Consider the following 19197-nt stretch of genomic DNA (forward strand, 5'->3'; position numbering starts at 1 on the left):
CGCTTGCTTAGCGGGCATGAACTGGGTGTACTGACGAGTAATATTTCGGTCGGAGCGCGCGGACGCCCCGATCGGGATCGGCCGCTTGAGGCGCCTATGCTGCCTGCAAGAGGCAGCCCGGAAATGACGATGCAGTAGGAGAGCCGGCGTGAGCTTGAGGATCGTTGTCACTGTGAAGTACGTGCCCGACGCCACTGGCGACCGGCACTTCGCCGATGACCTGACCGTCGACCGCGACGACGTGGACGGTCTGCTCTCCGAGCTCGACGAGTACGCGGTCGAGCAGGCGCTGCAGATCTCCGAGAACTCGGACGACGACGTCGAGGTCACCGTCCTGACGGTGGGCCCGGAGGACGCCAAGGACGCGCTGCGCAAGGCGCTGTCCATGGGTGCCGACAAGGCCGTCCACGTCGAGGACGACGACCTGCACGGCACCGACGCCATCGGCACCTCGCTGGTGCTGGCCAAGGCGATCGAGAAGGCCGGCTACGACCTGGTGATCTCCGGCATGGCGTCCACCGACGGCACCGCCGGTATCGTCCCGGCCCTGGTGGCCGAGCGTCTGGGCGTCCCGCAGGTCACCCTGCTCTCCGAGGTCTCGGTCGAGGGCGGCACGGTCAAGGGCCGCCGCGACGGCGACGCCGCGAGCGAGCAGCTGGAGGCCTCCCTGCCGGCCGTCGTCTCCGTCACGGACCAGTCGGGCGAGGCGCGTTACCCGTCCTTCAAGGGCATCATGGCCGCCAAGAAGAAGCCGGTGGAGTCCTGGGACCTGTCCGACCTGGACATCGACGCCGAGGAGGTCGGCCTCGACGGCGCCTGGACCAAGGTCGAGACCGCGGCCGAGCGTCCGGCCCGCACGGCCGGCACGATCGTCAAGGACGAGGGCGAGGGCGGCAAGCAGCTCGCTGAGTTCCTCGCGAGCCAGAAGTTCATCTAGGGCTCGACAGCCTGACCGCCCCTCAGACTTTCGTAATCCGCAAGGAGATCCGTTCCCATGGCTGAAGTTCTCGTCTACGTCGACCACGTGGACGGTGCCGTCCGCAAGCCCACCCTGGAGCTGCTGACCCTGGCCCGCCGCATCGGCGAGCCCGTCGCCGTCGCGCTGGGCAACGGCGCCGCGGACACCGCCGCCGCGCTCGCCGAGCACGGTGCGACCCGCGTCCTGACGCACGAGGCGTCCGAGTACGCCGACTACCTGGTCGTCCCGAAGGTGGACGCCCTGCAGGCCGCCTACGAGGCCGTCTCCCCGGCCGCCGTGCTGGTCCCGTCCTCCGCGGAGGGCAAGGAGATCGCCGCCCGTCTGGCGCTGCGCATCGGCTCCGGCATCATCACGGACGCCGTCGACCTGGAGGCCGGCGACGAGGGCCCGGTGGCCACCCAGTCGGTGTTCGCCGCGTCCTTCACCACCAAGTCCCGCGTCATCAAGGGAACCCCGGTCATCACGGTCAAGCCGAACTCGGCCGCCGTCGAGGCCGCCCCGGCCGCCGGCGCCGTCGAGGCCCTGGCCGTGTCCTTCTCCGACAAGGCCACCGGCACCAAGGTCACCGGCCGCACCGCCCGTGAGTCGACGGGTCGTCCGGAACTGACCGAAGCCGCGATCGTGGTCTCCGGTGGCCGTGGCGTCAACGGTGCCGAGAACTTCTCGATCATCGAGGCGCTCGCCGACCAGCTCGGTGCGGCCGTCGGCGCCTCGCGTGCCGCGGTGGACGCCGGCTGGTACCCGCACACCAACCAGGTCGGCCAGACCGGTAAGTCGGTCTCGCCGCAGCTGTACATCGCCAACGGCATCTCCGGCGCGATCCAGCACCGTGCCGGTATGCAGACCTCGAAGACGATCGTGGCGGTCAACAAGGACGCCGAGGCCCCGATCTTCGACCTGGTCGACTACGGCGTCGTCGGCGACCTCTTCGACGTCGTCCCGCAGCTCACCGAGGAGATCAAGACCCGCAAGGGCTGATCGCCGCCAGGCTGTACGAGGCCCCCGTGACCGCGCGCCGGTCACGGGGGCCTCCGCTCATCCCAGGGCGACCCAGGCCTGCACCGGCAGGTGATCGCTCGGGAACCGGCCGCTCCTGGAGAAGGTGTTGATCGACGCCCGCCGGGTCGTGACCCCTGGTGTGGACAGGATCCAGTCGATGCGGTCGCCGTTCGGGACGAGCGGCTTGTAGCCGTGGAACGTGCCGTACGGCGCGCTGCGCTCGGCGGCGGTCTCCCAGGTGTCGACGAGGCCGGCGCCGAGCATCGTGTCGTAGACCGGGTTCCGGTGCGCGGCGACGTTGAAGTCGCCGGTCACCACGACCGGCAGGGCGCGGTCTAGGCCGGCGATCCGCTGGGCCATGAGGGCGGCGCTGCGTTCGCGCGCCGACCGCCTCGCGTGGTCGAAGTGGGTGTTCAGCACGTAGAACTCCCGTCCGTCGTCGTGCAGGTCGTGGAAACGGACCCAGGTGACGATGCGCGGGAACGCGGCTCTCCAGGTGTTGGAGCCGATCACTTCCGGGGTGTCGGAGAGCCAGAAGGTGTAGTGCTCGACCGGGGACAGGCGCCGGATGTCGTAGAAGACCGCCGCGAACTCGTCGCGGCTGCCGCCCTCGCGGCCGGTGCCGATCCAGTCGTAGTGCGGTCCGAGGTCGGCGTCGATGTCGCGCAGCTGCTGGTAGAGCCCTTCCTGGGTGCCGATGACATGGGGCTGCTCGCGGCGCAGCAAGGTGCTCATCACCGGTCTGCGGACGGTCCAGCTGTTGGGCTCAGCGGTGCTCGCGAAGCGCAGGTTGAGGGACATGATCCCCAGCGGGCGGGCCCGGTGCTCCTGCGCCGAGGCGGACGGGGCGGGCAGTGCTGTACTGGACAGGGGAGTGGTGACGGCTGCGAGCAGTGCGGCCTTGAAGCCCAGGCGGCGCGTGACTCGGCTGCGGTTCGGCACGGAGGCTCCTTCGGTGGAACGGCCGGGCGAGTCGTGCGAGGGAAAGTGTGACACCGCGCCCCGAGAGGGACGTGAACAGGGCGAGGTGTCGCAGTGGCGTCCGACGGACATGGTGTTGACCATCTCGAAGGTCCCCGGATAACTTCATTCTACGGATTGTTGATTCCGTAGAGCGGAAACATGGAGGGTGTGGGATGGGTCAGCAGGAGAAGGTGGCGACGAGCCTCGCGGGCGCCGTCAGCGAGGAGATCATTGCCTCCCTCGCGCCGGTCGACGCGGAACTGGAGCGCCGCTACCCCGGAGACCCCGGCACCCGGCAGCCCGTCCACACCGTGTACGTCCCCGGTGACGTCTTCGCCGCCGACACCATCCGTTCCTGGGGCGACCAGGCCCTCGCCGCCCTCGACGAGCACGCTCCGGACGCGGCCTCGTTCGCGGCCGTCCTCGGCCTGTCCGACGACCTCGCCGAGCCCGTCCACTCCCGTGTCCGCGCCAAGCTGGAGCGCGAGCCGATCGAGGACCTGCGCGTCGACTTCGAGGACGGCTACGGCCCCCGCCCGGACGCCGAGGAGGACGAGACGGCCGCCCGCGTCGCCCGGCTGATCGCCGAGGCCTGCAAGAACGGCACGGCGGCCCCGTACATGGGCATCCGCACGAAGTGCATGGAGGCCGCGGTACGCGACCGGGGCATCCGCACCCTCGACGTCTTCCTCACCGCTCTGATCGAGAGCGGCGGCCTGCCCGAGGGGCTGGTGCTGACCCTGCCCAAGGTGACGTACGCCGAGCAGGTCAGCGCGTTCGTGCGCCTCCTGGAGGCCTTCGAGAAGGTGCACGGCCTGGAGGCCGGGCGGCTCGGCTTCGAGATCCAGATCGAGACCAGCCAGTCCATCCTGGCCACCGACGGCACCGCGACCGTCGCCCGCATGATCCAGGCCGCCGAGGGCCGCGCCACCGGCCTGCACTACGGCACCTTCGACTACAGCGCCTGCCTCGGTGTCTCCGCCGCGTACCAGGCCAGCGACCACCCCGCCGCCGACCACGCCAAGGCGATCATGCAGGTCGCCGCCGCGGGCACCGGCGTACGCGTCTCGGACGGCTCCACCAACGTCCTGCCGGTCGGCCCGACCGCGAAGGTCCACGACGCCTGGCGCCTGCACTACGGCCTGACACGGCGCGCCCTGGCCCGCGCCTACTACCAGGGCTGGGACATGCACCCCGGCCACCTCCCGACCCGCTACGCCGCCGTCTTCGCCTTCTACCGCGAGGGCTTCGAGCAGGCGGCCGCCCGGCTCACCCGCTATGCCAACCGTGCCGGCGGCGACGTCATGGACGAGCCCGCCACCGCCAAGGCCCTCAGCGGCTACCTGCTGCGCGGCCTGGACTGCGGCGCGCTCGACATCGCCGAGGTCGCCCGCCTCACCGGCCTGACCCGGGCCGACCTGGAGGGCTTCGCGGCGCCCCGGCGCGGTGACCTGACGGCCTCGGCGAAGTAGCGGCGTCCCGTAACAGGACGAGCCGCCCCCGGTGCCCGCCGACAAGGGCGCCGGGGGCGGCTGCGCGTCCGGGCGGTACCCGCCGGCGCACGATCCGGCCGGATCCGCAGACGGCTGACCGGATGAACCTCCGGGCGACATCGCTCCCGCGACCCTGCGCTCGACGGCGGGACGCGAACAGACGCTGATCATGGGGCACATTCCCCCACAGAGAGGCAGACGTCCCCCATGCGTCGTTCCCTGCTGGTCGCCTGTACCGCGGCGACCGCTCTTCTCGCTCCCCTTCCCCTGGCCATGGCCACGCCGCACGCGAACGGCGGATCCGACCATGACGAGCCCTGGGTGGTGCGCACCGCCGTGCTGCGCGCCGACGCCAAGGAGTTCGCACCCCTGTGCCTCAAGCAGAAGGACGGTGTGCCGGAGTTCCGCACGTTCCGGCTCTTCCCCGGCGGCCGGGTCATCACCGCGATGCGGGACTTCTACCACAAGGACGCGAACGGCACCGTCTACTGGGACGGGCACGACCCGAAGAAGCCCGAGAACACGGTGTCGCTGTCCATCATCGGAGCCTGCACGCGCGGCGGCGGCCACGTCACCCTCGACGGCGTCATCGAGGTCGGCACCAAGGACTACGTGTTCACCCCCCTGCCCAAGCATCCGGGCAAGTACCGCCTGCAGGAGATCGACACGCTGAAGCTGCCGCCGAGCGGAGAGCCCGGCGACACCGTGACCCTGCCCAAGCGAGCCGAGCGTCCCGGGCACACGGAGAAGAGGCCCAAGGCCGACAACAACAACCCGGTCGCGCTCGACCTCCTCGTCGCCTACACCCCCGCGGCCGTCACCGAGCTCGGCGGGGTGCCGGAGGTGGAGGCCCGGATCCGCTACGGAGTGAGCCAGATCAACAAGGCTCTCGCCACCAGCCATGTGCCGGCCAGCGTGCACACCGTCCACTCGTACCAGACCACGCCGTCCGGCGGGGCCGACGGGTCCGCCAGCGCCCTGCTCGACAAGCTGAACAGGCGCAGCGACCTCACGCTCGGTGCCCTGGCCCACTCGAACCGGGATCTCTACGGCGCCGACCTGGTGGCCCTGCTCGCCTCCATCCCCGCCGAGGACAGCTCCGGCTCGGCCGATCTGCCGATTCCCGTGACGTCGGGGACCAGCGAGAGTGCCTACTCCGTCACGAGCGTCTTCTCGGTGAAGGAGTGGGACAACCTGGGCCACGAGATCGGCCACAACCTGGGCATGCGGCACGACCGGAAGACGGTGGCGAACAACGGGGAGACGCCGCCCGGGCCGAACGACACCAACTTCGGCTGGATCACGTCCGACAACAAGTACCACACGCTCATGGCGTACAACACGCCCTGCCGGCCCACCTGCAAGGTCATCAACCAGTACTCCAACACCGTCAACCACACCGCCGAGGGCAAGGCCCTCGGCGACGCGAAGAACAACAACGCGGGCATCGCCCAGCTCGCCACCCCGCTGGTGTCCGCCTACCGCGCCTCGAAGGTGACCAACCGGCACGACCTCACGATGTCCGTCTCCCCGGCAGGCGGCGGCAGCGTCACGGTCAGCGAGTTCGGCCCCTACGACCCCGGCACGCAGGTGACGCTCACCGCCCACCCGGCGGCCGGCAACGTGTTCGCGGGCTGGGAGGTCGACGGCGTGAAGCAGAGCGACACCACGGTCAACTACCAGATCACCATGGACAAGAACCACAGCGTTGTCGCGCTCTTCAACCGGGCCCCGTGAGCCCGCGCCCGCCGTGTCGTCCCTGACACCGGCGGGCAGCACCCCGAGCAGCCGTCGGCCGTGCGAACAAGGCCGACGGCCTCGGGCCCCACGGCCGGCCGCGGGAGCCGCCCGTCATGCCACGGACCAGGGAGCCGGCGACCGGGCGCGGGCTACGGCCGGCCGTGCGCGTACGGCTCCAGCCCCGACTCCGTCACCCAGGCGTGCTCCGCGAACAGGCGGGTGCCCCGCGCGCACAGCGCGGCGTCGGCGCGGGCCCGCGCGCAGAACTCCTCCGGTGTGATCCCGAACAGCTCGCGCAGCAGGGCCGACGCCACGAGGAGTTCGGTGAGCAGCGGGCGCTGTCCGGGATGCCGGCGGGGTGTGCCCGTGCCGTCGTGCAGCACCCCGTGCCGGTTGACGTAGGCGTACGCGCCGGTCAGCGCCGAGCCGTCCGGCAGCTCGATCCGCACGTCGGGTACGGGCAGCCAGGCCCGCCAGAAGTTCGGCTCGCTGGCGTCGATCACCGCCAGTTGCCGCGGATCCAGCCAGATGACGAACAACTCCCGTGAGCACCGGGGTGACTTGACGGGAGAGGCGGAGACATAGCCCAGCAGGCTCACATGGGCGGAGACGCCCACGTCGATGCCGGTCACCCGGGCCCGCACCATCGGGATGGCCGCGTCGATCCCGGACTCGTCCATTTTGCGGCGCAGCTGCCCCGGGCAGGCGTTGGAGCCGACGGCGAGCACCGGCGTCCGGTCCTCGTGCACCAACCGGTCCAGCGGCAGCAGCCGTTCGCCGTGCAGCAGCCCGGAGTCGGCGGGCCAGGCGCCCGGATAGGTCAGGGGACGGTCGCGGGGTGCCTCGGCGAGGCCGAGTTCCGCCAGGGTGCGTCCGACGTCACCGGTCACGGGCGGCTCACTCCGCGGGCGACAGCTCGCCCGAGCCGCGGGTGATGAGCCGGGTCGGCAGCTCGATCCGCTCGGGTGCGACGAGAGTGCCGTCCAGCTGGCGGAAGAGACGCTCGGCGGCGGTCCGGCCGAGGGCGGCCGCGTCCTGGGCGACGACCGTGACGCCCGGCTGGAGCAGATCGGCCAGCTCGATGTCGTCGAAGCCGACGAGAGCGACCGGGCGGGACTGCTCGGCCAGGACCCGGATCACGGTGACCGTCACCCGGTTGTTGCCCGCGAAGATCGCGGTGACGGGGGAGGGGGCCGAGAGCATCTCCTCGGCCGCCCGGCGCACTCGCACCGGATCCGTCGCCCCGAGCGACATCCACCGCTCCTCGACCGGTATCCCGGCGTCCCCCATGGCTGCCCGGTAGCCGCGAAGCCGCTCGGCCGCGGTGTGGATGCGGGGCATGTCGCCGATGAAGCCGATCCGGCGGTGGCCGTGCGCGATCAGGTGGGCGACGCCGTCGCGGGCGCCGCCGAAGTTGTCCGACAGCACGACGTCGGCGTCGATCTTCCCGGCGGGGCGGTCCACGAACACGGTGGCCACGCCCGCCCTGATCTCCGGCTCCAGGTAGCGGTGGTCGTCCCCGGCCGGGATCACCACGAGACCGTCCACCCGCCGGGCGCACAGCGCGAGCGCCAGCTCCTGCTCCCGGTCCGGGTCCTCGGCACTGGAGCCGTTGATCAGCAGGGCGCCGTGGGCCCGGGCCACCTCCTCGACCGCGCGGCTCAGCGGGCCGTAGAACGGGTCGGCGAGATCCTCCAGGACCAGGCCGATGCTGGCCGTGCGGCCCTTGCGCAGGACGCGTGCGCTGTCGTTGCGGCGGAAGCCGAGCGCCTCGATCGCCTCCTGGACGCGGCGCTCGGTGTCCGGGGTGACACCCGGCTCGCTGTTGACCACACGGGACACCGTCTTCAGGCCGACCCCGGCGCGCGCGGCCACGTCCTTCATCGTGGGACGGTTGCCGTAACGCGACCCGGAGTGACGGTCTGCGGGGCGGTCTGCACGGCGGCTGCTCTCGGGCACGATGCGGCGTCCTTGTCCTGTCGTCCGGGCTGTCCCACGGGGGTGCTGCGGAGATCCGTGGTTTGTATGAGGATGTGGCGTCGAGCATAGAGCCTGGACAACGTTGTCAGATGCGCGAGAGACTGTCCACCGCTGTCTCCGGCCTGCGCCCCCACCGCTCGACCGGCCTGCCTCTTTCTGGTTATTCAAGGTTCAACGGGGAGAACTGACACTGATGTACACCGACCTCGTGGCGGCCCTGGACATCGGCGGCACCAAGATCGCCGGCGCTCTGGTGGACGGTCACGGACGGATCCAGGCACGCGCGCAGCGTGCGACGCCCGCGCAAAAGGACGGCGAAACGGTCATGCAGGCCGTCGAGGGGGTGCTCGGCGACCTCGCCGAGTCGCCTCTGTGGGGACGCGCCGGCTCGATAGGCATCGGCAGTGCGGGCCCGGTGGACGCCTCGGCGGGCACCGTCAGTCCGGTGAACGTGCCGGGCTGGCGGGACTTCCCGCTGGTCGAGCGGGTGCGCTCAGCCACCGGCGGGCTGCCGGTCGAGCTGATCGGCGACGGGGTGGCCATCACCGCGGCCGAACACTGGCAGGGCGCCGCCCGCGGCCACGACAACGCGCTGTGCATGGTGGTCTCCACCGGCGTCGGCGGCGGCCTGGTCCTCGGCGGACAGCTGCATCCCGGCCCGACCGGCAACGCCGGGCACATCGGGCACATCAGCGTCGACCTCGACGGCGACCCGTGCCCGTGCGGCTCGCGCGGCTGCGTCGAGCGCATCGCCAGCGGCCCCAACATCGCCCGCCGCGCCCTGGAAGAGGGCTGGCGGCCCGGCCCGGACGGTGACACCTCCGCCGCGGCGGTGGCCGCCGCCGCCCGGGAGGGCGACCCGGTCGCCGTGGCCTCCTTCGAGCGGGCCGCCCAGGCCCTGGCCGCCGGCATCGCGGCCACCGCAACTCTGGTGGAGATCGACATCGCGGTGATCGGCGGCGGTGTCGGCAAGGCCGGCGACATCCTCCTCACGCCCCTGCGCAAGGCCCTCGCCGACTACGCGACCCTCTCCTTCGTCCAGCGGCTCGTGGTGACGCCTGCGCAGATGGGTACGGATGCGGGTCTGGTCGGCGCTGCCGCGGCCGCGTTGGCCCTCCGGCCGGACACGACTGCGGCGGGGGTGTGAGGGCGGTCGGGCGGCCGGCGGTGACGCCTGCGCGGATGGGTGTGGACCGGGGTTCGGCCGGCGCCGCGGCGGCAGTGTGGGATCCCGGGCCGGATGTGATGGTGGCGGGGGTGTGAGGGCGGTCGGGCGGCCGGCGGTGACGCCTGCGCGGATGGGTGTGGACCGGGGTTCGGCCGGCGCCGCGGCGGCAGCGTGGGACCCCGGGCCGGATGCGATGGCGGCGGGCGTTCGAGGGTGGTTCGGTACCGCCGCGGCCGCGGCGGCCGGTGGGCCGGACGCGACCACGGCAGGGGGCGAGGGCGCTCCGGCGCCCGGGCTCTGCGTGCGTGTGCCGAGCGACGGTCCGGGGCCGAGCCCGACGCCGGTGTCCGAAGCCACCGTCAGCAGGTGAGCCGACGCATGCGTTCGGACGGCGATCAGCGGCGTGGCCGGACGTCCGTGATCAGCAGCTCAGCCGGGCGTTCGCCCAGTCCGCGTGGTCCGAGTCGATGCCGTCCCCGCCGTCGGTGACGACGAGGCGGACCACCTGGGCGCCGGTGACGTCGGCGGTGAGCGGCTGCGCCGGCTGCGTGTTGGTCAGTACGCCGGTCGAGGCGGCCTTGGTGCCGTCCGCCCAGATCTCGAAGGCGACGGTGCCCTTCGTGCCCTTCTCGTCGTCCACGCCCACGTCCGCGGTGACCTTCTCGCAGGCCTTGCCGGTGTAGAAGGAGACCTCACTGTCCGCGTGGACACCGAGCCCCTTGGCGTACCCGACGCCGCCCAGCGTGATGGGGTGACCGTCGCCCGCGGCGCTCTCCCCGTTGCTCGTGTCGCGCTCGACCGGCCCCCAGCCGCTGGTCGGGGACAGCCAGGGCAGATCGCTGAGGTACGACGTCCCGGTGGGCGGCGGCAGCGCGACGGTCGCGGTCAGCGGGAGGGCGCTGGTGACGTTCTCTCCGGCGGGTGAGCGGTAACTCGCCCTGAGAGTGAGGCCGTAGGAGCCGGTCGATGTCCCCGCGGGGGCGGTGACCCGCCAGCCCGTGCGCAGTGACTTGCCGGTGGCGAGGGCGGCGGCCGTGGTCGCCGAGGTGGCGCGTACGGTCCAGCCGTCCGGGCCGGTGAGCGACACGGACACCCGGCGCGCGGATGTCCGGCCGAGGTCGGTGACGGCGGTGGTCAGCGTGGCCGGGGTCCCCGCCTCCACGATCGGGCTTCCGTCCAGGCCGAGTTCCGCGGCGGGCGGGCTGGCGGCCCAGTCCGGGTCGGCCGCGACCCGCAGCAGGACCGTGCCGTGGGCCGGGACGGTGGCCGCGAGGGTGCCCGCGGTGTTGTAGCCGCGGTGCTGCCACAGGTCGCGCAGGGTGTAGGCGGGGGCGTCGGGCAGGCCGACGGCTGCCGCGGTGGTGGCGATCCGCTGGGCGGAGCCGGACTCGTTGAACAGGGCGACCGCCCGGCTGCCGTCCTTCATCTCCTTGGCGACAACCCAGCGTCCGCCCGCGGAGGAGACGACCGTGCCCTGCTTGCCCAGCGGGTCCTGGTCGACGGCGATGACCTCCTTGTTGTCCAGGATGTCGAAGGTCGCCGGGGAGGCCTTGCGCAGGTCGGTGCCGATGAGCAGGGGCGCCGCCATGACGGACCAGAGGGAGAAGTGCGAGCGGTACTCGGTGTCCGTCATCCCGCCGTTGCCGACCTCCAGCATGTCGGGGTCGTTCCAGTGGCCGGGCCCGGCGTACGGGGCGAGCGGCAGGTTCTGCTTGAGGATCGACAGCATCGAACCCCAGCTGTCGTTGATGTCACCGGTGGTCCGCCACAGCTGACCGACGTCCGACGCCCACTCCCAGGGCCTGTTCTCGCCCCATTCGCAGATGCTGTAGACGATCGGCCGGCCGGTCGCCTCGAGAGCGTCACGCATGGTCCGGTAGCGCAGCTTGGCGTCGACGCCCAGGTTGTTGCAGTTGTCGTACTTGAGGTAGTCGACGCCCCAGTCGGCGAACTGCTGCGCGTCGCTGTACTCGTGGCCGAGCGCCCCCGGGAAGCCCGCGCTGTTGCAGGTCTTGAAGCCGGCGCTGGTGTAGATGCCGAGCTTGAGACCCTTGCTGTGGACGTAGTCGGCGACGGCCTTGATCCCGTTCGGGAAGCGGGCCGGGTCCGGCACCAGTTTGCCGTCGGCGTCGCGGTTCGGCAGAGCCCAGCAGTCGTCGAGGTTCACGTACTGGTAGCCGGCGTCCTTCAGGCCCTTGGCCACGAAGAGGTCCGCGATCCCCTTGACCATGGTCTCGTTGAAGTCGGCACGGCAGTGCGTGGAGTTCCAGTTGTTGAAGCCCATGGGCGGGGTGAGGGCGAGGCCGTCGGCCGGCGAGGGCACGGCGGCGGGGTGCCGGGCGGGCGCCGCGACGGCGGGGGCGGCCAGGCCCGCCGTGCACAGCAGCACCGCGGTGAGCGCTCCGGCCGCTCTTCGGCGGGTGGTGCGGGTGTGAGGGTGACGCATCGTTGACGTTCCTCCGACTCGCGCAGGGTGGGATGACGGCATGTACGTGTCACCGGTGCGCGCTTACGGTAGGACGTGTCGGACTGTGTTGGAAGAGGTGCGTCACAGTTGTTCGATACTCCGTCACCCCCCTTGACGGCAGGGAGCTTTGCGCGATGGTGGAGAGGCCGTGCGTTCGTTTCTGTTGGATCGCCGGGCCTCTCGCGGCCTCACCGGAACTCGTGCACGACCTCGATCCGGCCCACGATGTGAGCGTTGAACTCGTCCAGCTCCTCGGCGGGCACCCACAGCTCCAGGATCGTCCTGCCGCCGGCCTGCCGGACGGGATAGCGGCCCGCGAACTCCGCGTCGACCTCGAACCGGGTGACGAACCCGGCGCCGTCGTGCTTGACGTTCCAGTCCCGGGCGATCCGGATCGCGTAGTCCTCGTCGAGAACCGGGTAGAAGATCGGCTGCTCGGGCAGCCGTGGCGGCCAGGCCCTCCAGTCCAGCTCCCGGACCAGGTCCAGCTCCCTCGGGCCGGTGGGGCGCCAGAGGGTGGTCGTCGGGCGGGGGCTGGTCATGGCTGTCGTTCTCCTGGTCGTGGTCCGTCTGCTGCCGGCGGGCCGGGACCTGGACGATACCGACGCCGTGATCACAGCGGCCACGGAGTTTCCGTGGGGCCGTCGTTCCCGGACGCCCGGCCCGGGGTGCCGTCCGCATGGCCCGGCCGGGCAATCGCCGAGAACCGCGTGACCCGCCGGCGGTTCCGCAGTTGATCCAGGGCATGAAGAAGCGCAGCATGCTCGCCCTCGCCACCCTCGCCACCGGCTTCGTCGTGGCCGCCGTCACCCCCTCGCCCGCCGTGGACAAGGGTCCGCTCGGCGACCTCAACGTCTCCGGCACCCTCGACCACGTCGACCACATCGTCAGCCAGGACAGCTTCGATGTGGACGAGCACGCGCTGGGACAGAAGTAGCCCGGCCCGCCACCCGGACCCCGTGCCGGTGTCCCCGACGTGCGGGGCACCGGCACGCGCGTGCGTGCACCCTCAACTGGATGTGGTTTCCGTGGCAGGGTGGAGCGGGCAAGCCACAGGGGGCCAACAGAAGAGGGGGAGTCCGTGACCGTCGTCTGGATCAACGGCGCGTTCGGTGCGGGGAAGACCGCCACCGCACGGGAACTGATCGACCTGATCCCGAACAGCGTGCTCTTCGACCCCGAGGTCATCGGCGGAGCGCTCTCGCACCTGCTGCCGCCCAAGCGCCTCGCCGAGGTCGGCGACTTCCAGGACCTGCCGATCTGGCGCCGGCTCGTGATCGACACGGTGGCCGCGATGCTCGCCGAGCTGGGCGGGACCCTGGTGGTCCCCATGACCCTGCTGCGCCAGGAGTACCGCGACGAGATCTTCGGCGGCCTCGCCGCCCGCCGGATCCCCGTACGCCATCTGCTCCTCGCCCCGGCGGAAACGATCCTGCGCGAGCGGATAGCCGGGCGGGAGATCCCGCCGGACCTGCCCGACGGCGAGATACGCCAGCGCCAGTGGGCGTACGACCACATCGAGCCCTACCGGGCCGCCCTCGCCGCCTGGCTCACCGCCGACGCCCACCTCGTGGACACCAGCACGCTCACCCCGTACGAGACGGCCGTCCGCATCGCCGACGCCGTAGGCGGCGGCACCGTACCCCCCTGTGACATCGTGCAGACCCCCGAACCCACCGCCGAGACCCTCGCCGCCGGAGTGCTCCTCTTCGACGAGCAGGACCGGGTACTGCTCGTCGACCCCACCTACAAGCCCGGCTGGGAGTTTCCCGGCGGGGTCGTCGAGCGCGGTGAGGCCCCCGCCCGCGCCGGTATGCGCGAGGTCGCCGAGGAGACCGGGCTGCGGCTGCGGGAGGTGCCCCGGCTGCTCGTCGTGGACTGGGAGCGGCCCGTGCCCCCCGGGTTCGGCGGGCTGCGCCTGCTCTTCGACGGCGGCCGGCTGGACACCGCCGAGGCGGCCCGGGTGCTGCTGCCGGGGCCGGAACTGCGCGCCTGGCGCTTCGCGACCGAACAGGAGGCCGCCGACATGCTGCCGCCGGTCCGTTACGAGCGGCTGCGCTGGGCGCTGCGGGCCCGTGAGCGCGGTGCCGCGCTCTATCTGGAGGCCGGCGTTCCGGTCGCCGGTCAGGCCGCCTGACGAACTCCGGCGAACCCTCGGATCCCCGCCGCGTCCGTGCTGCCGGCGGGAAATCTCGTCCTTGCGCCTGCGCAGATGTCCTCGACGGAGCCGGCCTCCGTGATCCGCCCGGGTGAACCCGGCGGCCGGCCCCTACGCCGAGGGCACCGAGCTGTTGTAGGCACGGCTCAGCTCGGCGTCCGGGTACGGGGTCAGCCGGCTGTCCCGCACCAGCGGCCGGCTGAAGTCGGCCATGGCGGCGGCGACGGGTGCGTACCGGGTCAGCAGCTCGGCGGCGGCCCGGGGGATGCCCTCGGGCCGGGCACCGGCGGCCAGCGTCCGGACGTACTCCTCGCGTTCCTCCCGGCCGTATCCGTACAGCGCGGTGACGAGCCGGATCACCAGGTGGCAGGCGGTGTGGACGCGGTCGTAGTTCCGGTGCCGGGCGAAGAACTCCCGCTCTTCGCCGTCCAGTCGGAAGGCGGAGGCGAGCGAGAGGCCGAAGTCGGTGAGGTACAGCCTGTGTCCGTCGGTCAGGATGTTGCGGAAGTGGGCGTCGAAGTGCAGGAGCCGGTAGGACTCAAGCGCATCGGTCAGCTCCGTCAGGCTCTCCGCCACCCAGGTGCACGCCGCGTCTGCGCGGTCCGTGCGCAGTTCGGCTTCCAGTCAGTCGTGCAGGGTGTGCGGGACGTGCTCCAGGAACAGGGTCAGGCTCGCGGAGGCCGTCCGCAGGGCTTCGAGGCGTTCCCGCACGCCCGCGCCCCAGTAGGCCACGGCCCGCTCCACATCGGCGAGTTCGCCGGGAAGGGGCCGGGGCTCGTCGGGCAGGACCCGCCAGTGGTGCAGCAGCGGAAAGCCCGGGAACCCGCCGGCCGACACGCCCTCCGTGGTCAGCGTGTGCGCGGCCAGCTCCCGCCAGGCGGTGAATCCCGGGCTGCCGATGCCGTAGTGGCAGTACGACGGCAGAGCGAACAGGTTCGCCGTCGACCGTCGGTTCCCGGGCAGCCGTTCCAGGTCCGTCAGCGGCACCCGCTTCACGAACACCGGGTGCCCGTCGACCAGGAGGCGTACGGCTCTGCCGCCGATGCCCGTGCCGAGCGGCTCGCCCGCGGCGACCAGCTCGGCCAGCTCCCGGTCGCCCAGCGCGGCGAGGGAACGGGCGGTACGGGTGTGGGCGGCGAGGCGTCCGGGGAAGGTCATGTCCCCATGATCAGCCGGTGGCCGGGTGGCTGTCCGCCGCTTTCCGGAGCGCGGCCGAGGCGCTGCCCACCACCGGGTCACCGTGCCCGAAGCAGGCCACGTCCGCGTCCAGGGCGGCCAGCCGGCGAAAAGAGTTAACGAGCCGGGGCCGGTCGAGGTTGAACACGCCCGGCATCACCGCACCGTCGACCGGTGAGGCCGCCACCGTGTCACCCGTGAACAGCACGCCCTCGCCGGGAAGGAACAGCGCGATGCTGCCCTCCGTGTGCCCCGGTACATGGACGACCCGCGCGCCGCCGCCGAAATCGAGCACGTCACCGTCGGACACGGGAGTGACGCTCCGCGGGCGCACCGACGCGCCCCGGGGAAGGTGCCGGGACACCTCCGCGTGGATCGGCAGCTCCCAGTCCTCGAACCGCGGCGGCGGGCCGGTGAGTTCACCCCTGACGAACGGCGCGTCCAGTGCGTGGGCCAGTACCTCGGCACCGCTGAGCGCGGCGAACTCGCCCGCCCCGCCCGCGTGGTCCTCATGGAAATGGGTCAGCACGATCCGTCGTACGTCCCCGGGGGCGCGGCCCAGCGCGACGAGCGCGTCGGCGATCGTGCGGCCCGCGCCGATCGCCCCCGCGTCGATCAGTGTGGACTCCGCGCCGTCGTGCCAGAGGTAGGCCTGGCCGACCGGGAAGCGCAGGAGGTGGAGGCGGGGGAGCAGTTCGATGACGTCCATGCGCCGACGTTAGGCAGCGCCCCCGCCTTCGGGCGAGGGCGCTCTGCCGTCGGCAGAAGACTTCACCCCGCCGCGTAGTTGCGCAGGAACAGCGCCTCGGCGACCGACAGCCGCTCCAGCTCCTCGGGGGACACGCTCTCGTTGACCGCGTGGATCTGCGCCTCCGGCTCGCTCAGGCCGATCAGCAGGATCTCCGCCTCGGGGTAGAGGCCGGCGAGGGTGTTGCACAGCGGGATGGTGCCGCCCTGGCCGGCGTACTGCATGGTCTCGCCCGGGTAGGCGACCGCCATCGCGTCGGCCATCGCCCGGTAGGCCGGGCTGGAGGTGTCGGCGCGGAACGGCTGGCCCTGGCCGATCTGCTCGGTGCTCACCCGCGCGCCCCACGGCGTGTGGGCCTCGATGTGGGCCTGGAGCAGCTGGGTGGCCTCGGCCGAGTCGATGCCCGGCGGCACCCGCAGGCTGATCAGGGCGCGGGCGCTCGACTGGACCGACGGGGTGGCGCCCACCACCGGCGGGCAGTCGATGCCGAGGACGGTGACGGCAGGGCGGGCCCAGATGCGGTCGGCCACCGAGCCGTCACCGATCAGACCGACCCCGTCCAGCACCTTGGCGTCCTTGCGGAACTGCTCCTCGGTGTACTCGAGGCCGTCCCACCGCGCCGTGGCGTCGAGGCCGTCGACGGTGGTCGAGCCGTCCTCGGCGCGCAGCGAGTCCAGGACACGGATCAGCGAGCCCAGCGCGTCCGGGGCGGCTCCGCCGAACTGGCCCGAGTGCAGGTTGCCGGCGAGGGTGTCGACCTGGACCCGGAGCATCGTCATGCCGCGCAGGGTGGTGGTCACCGTCGGCAGGCCGACGCGGAAGTTGCCCGCGTCGCCGATGACGATCGTGTCCGCCTTCAGCAGCTCGGGGTGCCGCTCGGCGTACCGCTCCAGGCCGCCGGTGCCCTGCTCCTCGGAGCCCTCGACGATCACCTTCACGTGCACGGGGACGCCGCCGTTCGCCTTCAGGGCGCGCAGCGCGAGCAGGTGCATGATCGCACCGCCCTTGCAGTCGGCGGTCCCGCGGCCGTACCAGCGGCCGTCCCGCTCGGTCAGCTCGAACGGCGGGGTGACCCAGCCGTCCTCGTCCAGCGGCGGCTGCACGTCGTAGTGCGCGTAGAGCAGAACCGTTTTGGCGCCCTCGGGGCCCGGCAGGTAGCCGTACACCGACTGGGTGCCGTCGGGGGTGTCCAGGACGGCCACGTCCACGAAGTCCTCGGCGCGCAGCGCGTCGGCGATCCAGTTCGCGGCACCCTCGCTCTCGCTCTTCGGGAACTGCGCGAAGTCCGCCACCGACTTGAAGGCGACCAGTTCGGTCAGCTCCGCCTTGGCCCGGGGCAGCAGCGAGGCGACGGTCTCGGCGACCGGATTCGACGACATGGGCACGCTCCTCGTGGGTGCGACGTTGTACGGCTGGGTAGACCGATCCTCCCACAGTGGCCTGCGACGACGGTCGCCGTAGGATGCGGGGGACAGGTGCGGCAGCGGCTTGATCGGAGTAGTAGACCATCGTGAGCGGCGAGAACTCTTCGGCGGACGACGTGCAGCGGGTGTGGGACGTCGTCGTGGTGGGCGCGGGACCCGCGGGGGCCTCGGCCGCCTATGCGGCAGCGGTCGCGGGGCGACGCGTGCTGTTGCTGGAGAAAGCCGAGCTGCCGCGCTACAAGACGTGCGGCGGCGGCATCATCGGTCCCTCCCGCGACGCGCTGCCGCCCGGCTTCGAGCTGCCCTTCCAGGACCGTGTGCACGCGGTGACGTTCTCGAACAACGGGCGCTTCACCCGCACCCGCCGCTCCAGGCAGATGCTGTTCGGGCTGATCAACCGGCCCGAGTTCGACCAGCAGCTGGTCGAGCACGCCCAGAAGGCGGGCGCCGAACTGCGGACGGGTGCCGCTGTGCAGCGGGTCGAGCAGCACGGCTCCGCGGTGCCGGACCGGCGCACGGTCGCCGTGGTGCTCCAGGGCGGGGAGACCGTCCTGGCCCGCGCGGTCGTCGGTGCGGACGGCAGCGCCAGTCGCATAGGTGCGCACGTCGGGGTGAAGCTGGACCAGGTCGACCTCGGCCTGGAGGCGGAGATTCCGGTCCCGGAGACGGTCGCCGAGGACTGGAAGGGCCGGGTGCTCATCGACTGGGGCCCCATGCCGGGCAGTTACGGCTGGGTCTTCCCGAAGGGCGACACCCTGACGGTCGGCGTGATCTCGGCGCGCGGCGAAGGTGGCGCCACCAAGCGGTACTTGGAGGACTTCATCGCCCGGCTCGGGCTGGCCGGCTTCGAGCCGAGCATCTCCTCCGGGCATCTGACGCGCTGCCGTGCCGACGACTCGCCGCTGTCCCGCGGCCGGGTGCTGGTCTGCGGTGACGCGGCGGGACTGCTGGAGCCGTGGACCCGCGAGGGCATCTCCTTCGCACTGCGCTCGGGCCGGCTGGCGGGGGAGTGGGCGGTCCGGATCGCCGAGGCGCACGACGCCGTCGACACCCGCCGTCAGGCCCTGAACTACGCGTTCGCGATCAAGGCGGGGCTGGGCGTGGAGATGAGCGTGGGCAAGCGCATGCTGGCCGCGTTCGAGCGCCGTCCCGGCATCTTCCACGCGGTCCTCACCGGCTTCCGTCCCGCCTGGCGGGCGTTCAAGGACATCACGCAGGGCTCGACGTCCCTGGGTGAGCTGGTCCGGGCGCACCCGCTCGCCCAGCGCGCCCTGACCGCGCTGGACCGGGGGCCGGCGACCGCGGCGGAGGACCCCGCTACTTCGTGACGGTGATCCGGAAGACCGGGTGGTCGGGGGCGATCCCGAGGATCTCGGCGTCGGAGGACCTGGCCGTGACGCCCGCGAAGTAGTCCTTGACCTCCCAGCCCCACTTCTCCAGGTACGTGCGCAGGATCGGGAGCTTCTCCTCGTCGGGCAGCTCCACCACGGTGAAGGCGTGCACCTTCCGGCCCACCCGGAGCTCTCCGCCGTTCGCGGCCCGCATGTTGCGCACCCACTGGGAGTGGCCGCGCGCCGACACCAGGTACTGCTCGCCCTCGTGGGTGTGGGGGTTGACCGGGACCCGCTGCATCGCGCCGCTCTTGCGCCCCCGCACGGACAGCTCGGCGGAGCCCGCGATGCTGAGCCCGTGCCGGGCGAGCCAGGCGACGATCCCGTTCATGCGCACGGCCATCGGGCTGCTCTTCACGTAGAACGGCGAAGACGACGACATGGTGACTGACCCCCACTGTTGGGAGAGCGGTGCTCTCGCTTGACTCCAGTGTGGGGGAGGCGGGCGTGCCGGCGCAAGAGCAGTGCTCTCGTTTTTGCTCCCCGCTCTCATTTGTGTGCACTGCTCTGC

Annotated in this window: 18 protein-coding genes; 8 read left to right on the plus strand and 10 right to left on the minus strand. The window is 71.9% G+C overall.

The window, feature by feature from the left end; translation table 11 throughout:
- Positions 1 to 148 precede the first annotated feature (148 nt).
- Entirely contained in the window at positions 149 to 937 is a 789-nt protein-coding gene (locus FB157_RS16030; RefSeq protein WP_145880175.1) for an electron transfer flavoprotein subunit beta/FixA family protein, read from the plus strand.
- Positions 938 to 994: 57 nt separating this feature from the next.
- Positions 995 to 1957, plus strand: a complete 963-nt coding sequence (locus FB157_RS16035; protein WP_145880178.1) for an electron transfer flavoprotein subunit alpha/FixB family protein — start codon at positions 995 to 997, stop codon at positions 1955 to 1957.
- A gap of 57 nt (positions 1958 to 2014) precedes the next feature.
- Here the strand turns inward: FB157_RS16035 and FB157_RS16040 are convergent, their stop codons facing one another.
- A complete protein-coding gene (locus tag FB157_RS16040; protein WP_145880180.1) occupies positions 2015 to 2920 on the minus strand; it encodes an endonuclease/exonuclease/phosphatase family protein in 906 nt (301 codons plus the stop codon).
- A gap of 194 nt (positions 2921 to 3114) precedes the next feature.
- Here FB157_RS16040 and FB157_RS16045 point away from each other — a divergent pair, with 194 nt between their 5' ends.
- Both FB157_RS16045 and FB157_RS16050 read left to right on the plus strand, forming a co-directional pair.
- Positions 3115 to 4413 (plus strand): DUF6986 family protein, encoded by a 1299-nt coding sequence (locus FB157_RS16045; RefSeq protein ID WP_145880181.1) that lies wholly within the window; start codon positions 3115 to 3117, stop codon positions 4411 to 4413.
- A gap of 228 nt (positions 4414 to 4641) precedes the next feature.
- Complete coding sequence (locus FB157_RS16050; RefSeq protein WP_145880184.1) at positions 4642 to 6171, plus strand: InlB B-repeat-containing protein; 1530 nt, start codon at positions 4642 to 4644, stop codon at positions 6169 to 6171.
- Positions 6172 to 6323: 152 nt separating this feature from the next.
- Here FB157_RS16050 and FB157_RS16055 read toward each other — a convergent pair whose 3' ends face one another.
- Both FB157_RS16055 and FB157_RS16060 read right to left on the minus strand, forming a co-directional pair.
- On the minus strand, positions 6324 to 7064 hold the full coding sequence (locus FB157_RS16055) for a hypothetical protein (RefSeq protein WP_145880186.1): 741 nt from the start codon (positions 7062 to 7064) through the stop codon (positions 6324 to 6326).
- Between the two features lie 7 nt (positions 7065 to 7071).
- On the minus strand, positions 7072 to 8058 hold the full coding sequence (locus FB157_RS16060) for a LacI family DNA-binding transcriptional regulator (protein ID WP_385176228.1): 987 nt from the start codon (positions 8056 to 8058) through the stop codon (positions 7072 to 7074).
- 289 nt (positions 8059 to 8347) lie between these two features.
- On the opposite strand from FB157_RS16060, the gene FB157_RS16065 reads away from it, so the two are divergent.
- Positions 8348 to 9301, plus strand: coding sequence for an ROK family protein (locus FB157_RS16065; RefSeq protein ID WP_145880190.1), 954 nt, complete (start codon positions 8348 to 8350; stop codon positions 9299 to 9301).
- 442 nt (positions 9302 to 9743) lie between these two features.
- On the opposite strand, the gene FB157_RS16070 is transcribed toward FB157_RS16065, so the two are convergent.
- Entirely contained in the window at positions 9744 to 11768 is a 2025-nt protein-coding gene (locus tag FB157_RS16070) for an NPCBM/NEW2 domain-containing protein (protein WP_145880192.1), read from the minus strand.
- A gap of 209 nt (positions 11769 to 11977) precedes the next feature.
- Positions 11978 to 12331, minus strand: coding sequence for a hypothetical protein (locus tag FB157_RS16075; protein ID WP_145880194.1), 354 nt, complete (start codon positions 12329 to 12331; stop codon positions 11978 to 11980).
- A gap of 203 nt (positions 12332 to 12534) precedes the next feature.
- Here FB157_RS16075 and FB157_RS16080 point away from each other — a divergent pair, with 203 nt between their 5' ends.
- Positions 12535 to 12726, plus strand: a complete 192-nt coding sequence (locus tag FB157_RS16080; RefSeq protein WP_145880196.1) for a hypothetical protein — start codon at positions 12535 to 12537, stop codon at positions 12724 to 12726.
- A gap of 144 nt (positions 12727 to 12870) precedes the next feature.
- Positions 12871 to 13926 carry an NUDIX hydrolase gene (locus tag FB157_RS16085; RefSeq protein WP_145880198.1) on the plus strand — a complete coding sequence of 352 codons (1056 nt, stop codon included), beginning with the start codon at positions 12871 to 12873 and terminating at the stop codon, positions 13924 to 13926.
- A 132-nt stretch (positions 13927 to 14058) separates the two neighbouring features.
- Here the strand turns inward: FB157_RS16085 and FB157_RS49410 are convergent, their stop codons facing one another.
- The 4 genes from FB157_RS49410 to FB157_RS16100 form a co-directional block, all read right to left on the minus strand.
- Positions 14059 to 14523, minus strand: coding sequence for a hypothetical protein (locus tag FB157_RS49410; RefSeq protein WP_315903816.1), 465 nt, complete (start codon positions 14521 to 14523; stop codon positions 14059 to 14061).
- 48 nt (positions 14524 to 14571) lie between these two features.
- A complete protein-coding gene (locus FB157_RS49415) occupies positions 14572 to 15105 on the minus strand; it encodes a hypothetical protein (protein ID WP_315903817.1) in 534 nt (177 codons plus the stop codon).
- Between the two features lie 10 nt (positions 15106 to 15115).
- Positions 15116 to 15832 carry an MBL fold metallo-hydrolase gene (locus tag FB157_RS16095; protein WP_145880200.1) on the minus strand — a complete coding sequence of 239 codons (717 nt, stop codon included), beginning with the start codon at positions 15830 to 15832 and terminating at the stop codon, positions 15116 to 15118.
- 62 nt (positions 15833 to 15894) lie between these two features.
- Positions 15895 to 17250, minus strand: a complete 1356-nt coding sequence (locus FB157_RS16100) for a dipeptidase (RefSeq protein WP_145880201.1) — start codon at positions 17248 to 17250, stop codon at positions 15895 to 15897.
- A 131-nt stretch (positions 17251 to 17381) separates the two neighbouring features.
- Here FB157_RS16100 and FB157_RS16105 point away from each other — a divergent pair, with 131 nt between their 5' ends.
- A complete protein-coding gene (locus FB157_RS16105) occupies positions 17382 to 18623 on the plus strand; it encodes a geranylgeranyl reductase family protein (protein ID WP_145880203.1) in 1242 nt (413 codons plus the stop codon).
- On the opposite strand, the gene FB157_RS16110 is transcribed toward FB157_RS16105, so the two are convergent.
- A complete protein-coding gene (locus FB157_RS16110; RefSeq protein WP_145880205.1) occupies positions 18613 to 19068 on the minus strand; it encodes a nitroreductase family deazaflavin-dependent oxidoreductase in 456 nt (151 codons plus the stop codon). The genes FB157_RS16105 and FB157_RS16110 overlap by 11 nt on opposite strands.
- Positions 19069 to 19197 lie beyond the last annotated feature (129 nt).

Origin of the sequence: Streptomyces sp. BK340 (assembly GCF_007827595.1) — a bacterium.
GTDB lineage: Bacteria > Actinomycetota > Actinomycetes > Streptomycetales > Streptomycetaceae > Streptomyces.

What these genes read in the sequence shown, in the direction of transcription:
- FB157_RS16035 (WP_145880178.1), top strand. Translation starts at nt 995, where the DNA reads ATGGCTGAAGTTCTCGTCTACGTCGACCACGTGGACGGTGCCGTCCGC.
- FB157_RS16045 (WP_145880181.1), top strand. Translation starts at nt 3,115, where the DNA reads ATGGGTCAGCAGGAGAAGGTGGCGACGAGCCTCGCGGGCGCCGTCAGC.
- FB157_RS16050 (WP_145880184.1), top strand. Translation starts at nt 4,642, where the DNA reads ATGCGTCGTTCCCTGCTGGTCGCCTGTACCGCGGCGACCGCTCTTCTC.
- FB157_RS16060 (WP_385176228.1), bottom strand. Translation starts at nt 8,058, where the DNA reads ATGAAGGACGTGGCCGCGCGCGCCGGGGTCGGCCTGAAGACGGTGTCC.
- FB157_RS16065 (WP_145880190.1), top strand. Translation starts at nt 8,348, where the DNA reads ATGTACACCGACCTCGTGGCGGCCCTGGACATCGGCGGCACCAAGATC.
- FB157_RS16070 (WP_145880192.1), bottom strand. Translation starts at nt 11,768, where the DNA reads ATGCGTCACCCTCACACCCGCACCACCCGCCGAAGAGCGGCCGGAGCG.
- FB157_RS16075 (WP_145880194.1), bottom strand. Translation starts at nt 12,331, where the DNA reads ATGACCAGCCCCCGCCCGACGACCACCCTCTGGCGCCCCACCGGCCCG.
- FB157_RS16080 (WP_145880196.1), top strand. Translation starts at nt 12,535, where the DNA reads ATGAAGAAGCGCAGCATGCTCGCCCTCGCCACCCTCGCCACCGGCTTC.
- FB157_RS49415 (WP_315903817.1), bottom strand. Translation starts at nt 15,105, where the DNA reads ATGACCTTCCCCGGACGCCTCGCCGCCCACACCCGTACCGCCCGTTCC.
- FB157_RS16095 (WP_145880200.1), bottom strand. Translation starts at nt 15,832, where the DNA reads ATGGACGTCATCGAACTGCTCCCCCGCCTCCACCTCCTGCGCTTCCCG.
- FB157_RS16100 (WP_145880201.1), bottom strand. Translation starts at nt 17,250, where the DNA reads ATGTCGTCGAATCCGGTCGCCGAGACCGTCGCCTCGCTGCTGCCCCGG.
- FB157_RS16110 (WP_145880205.1), bottom strand. Translation starts at nt 19,068, where the DNA reads ATGTCGTCGTCTTCGCCGTTCTACGTGAAGAGCAGCCCGATGGCCGTG.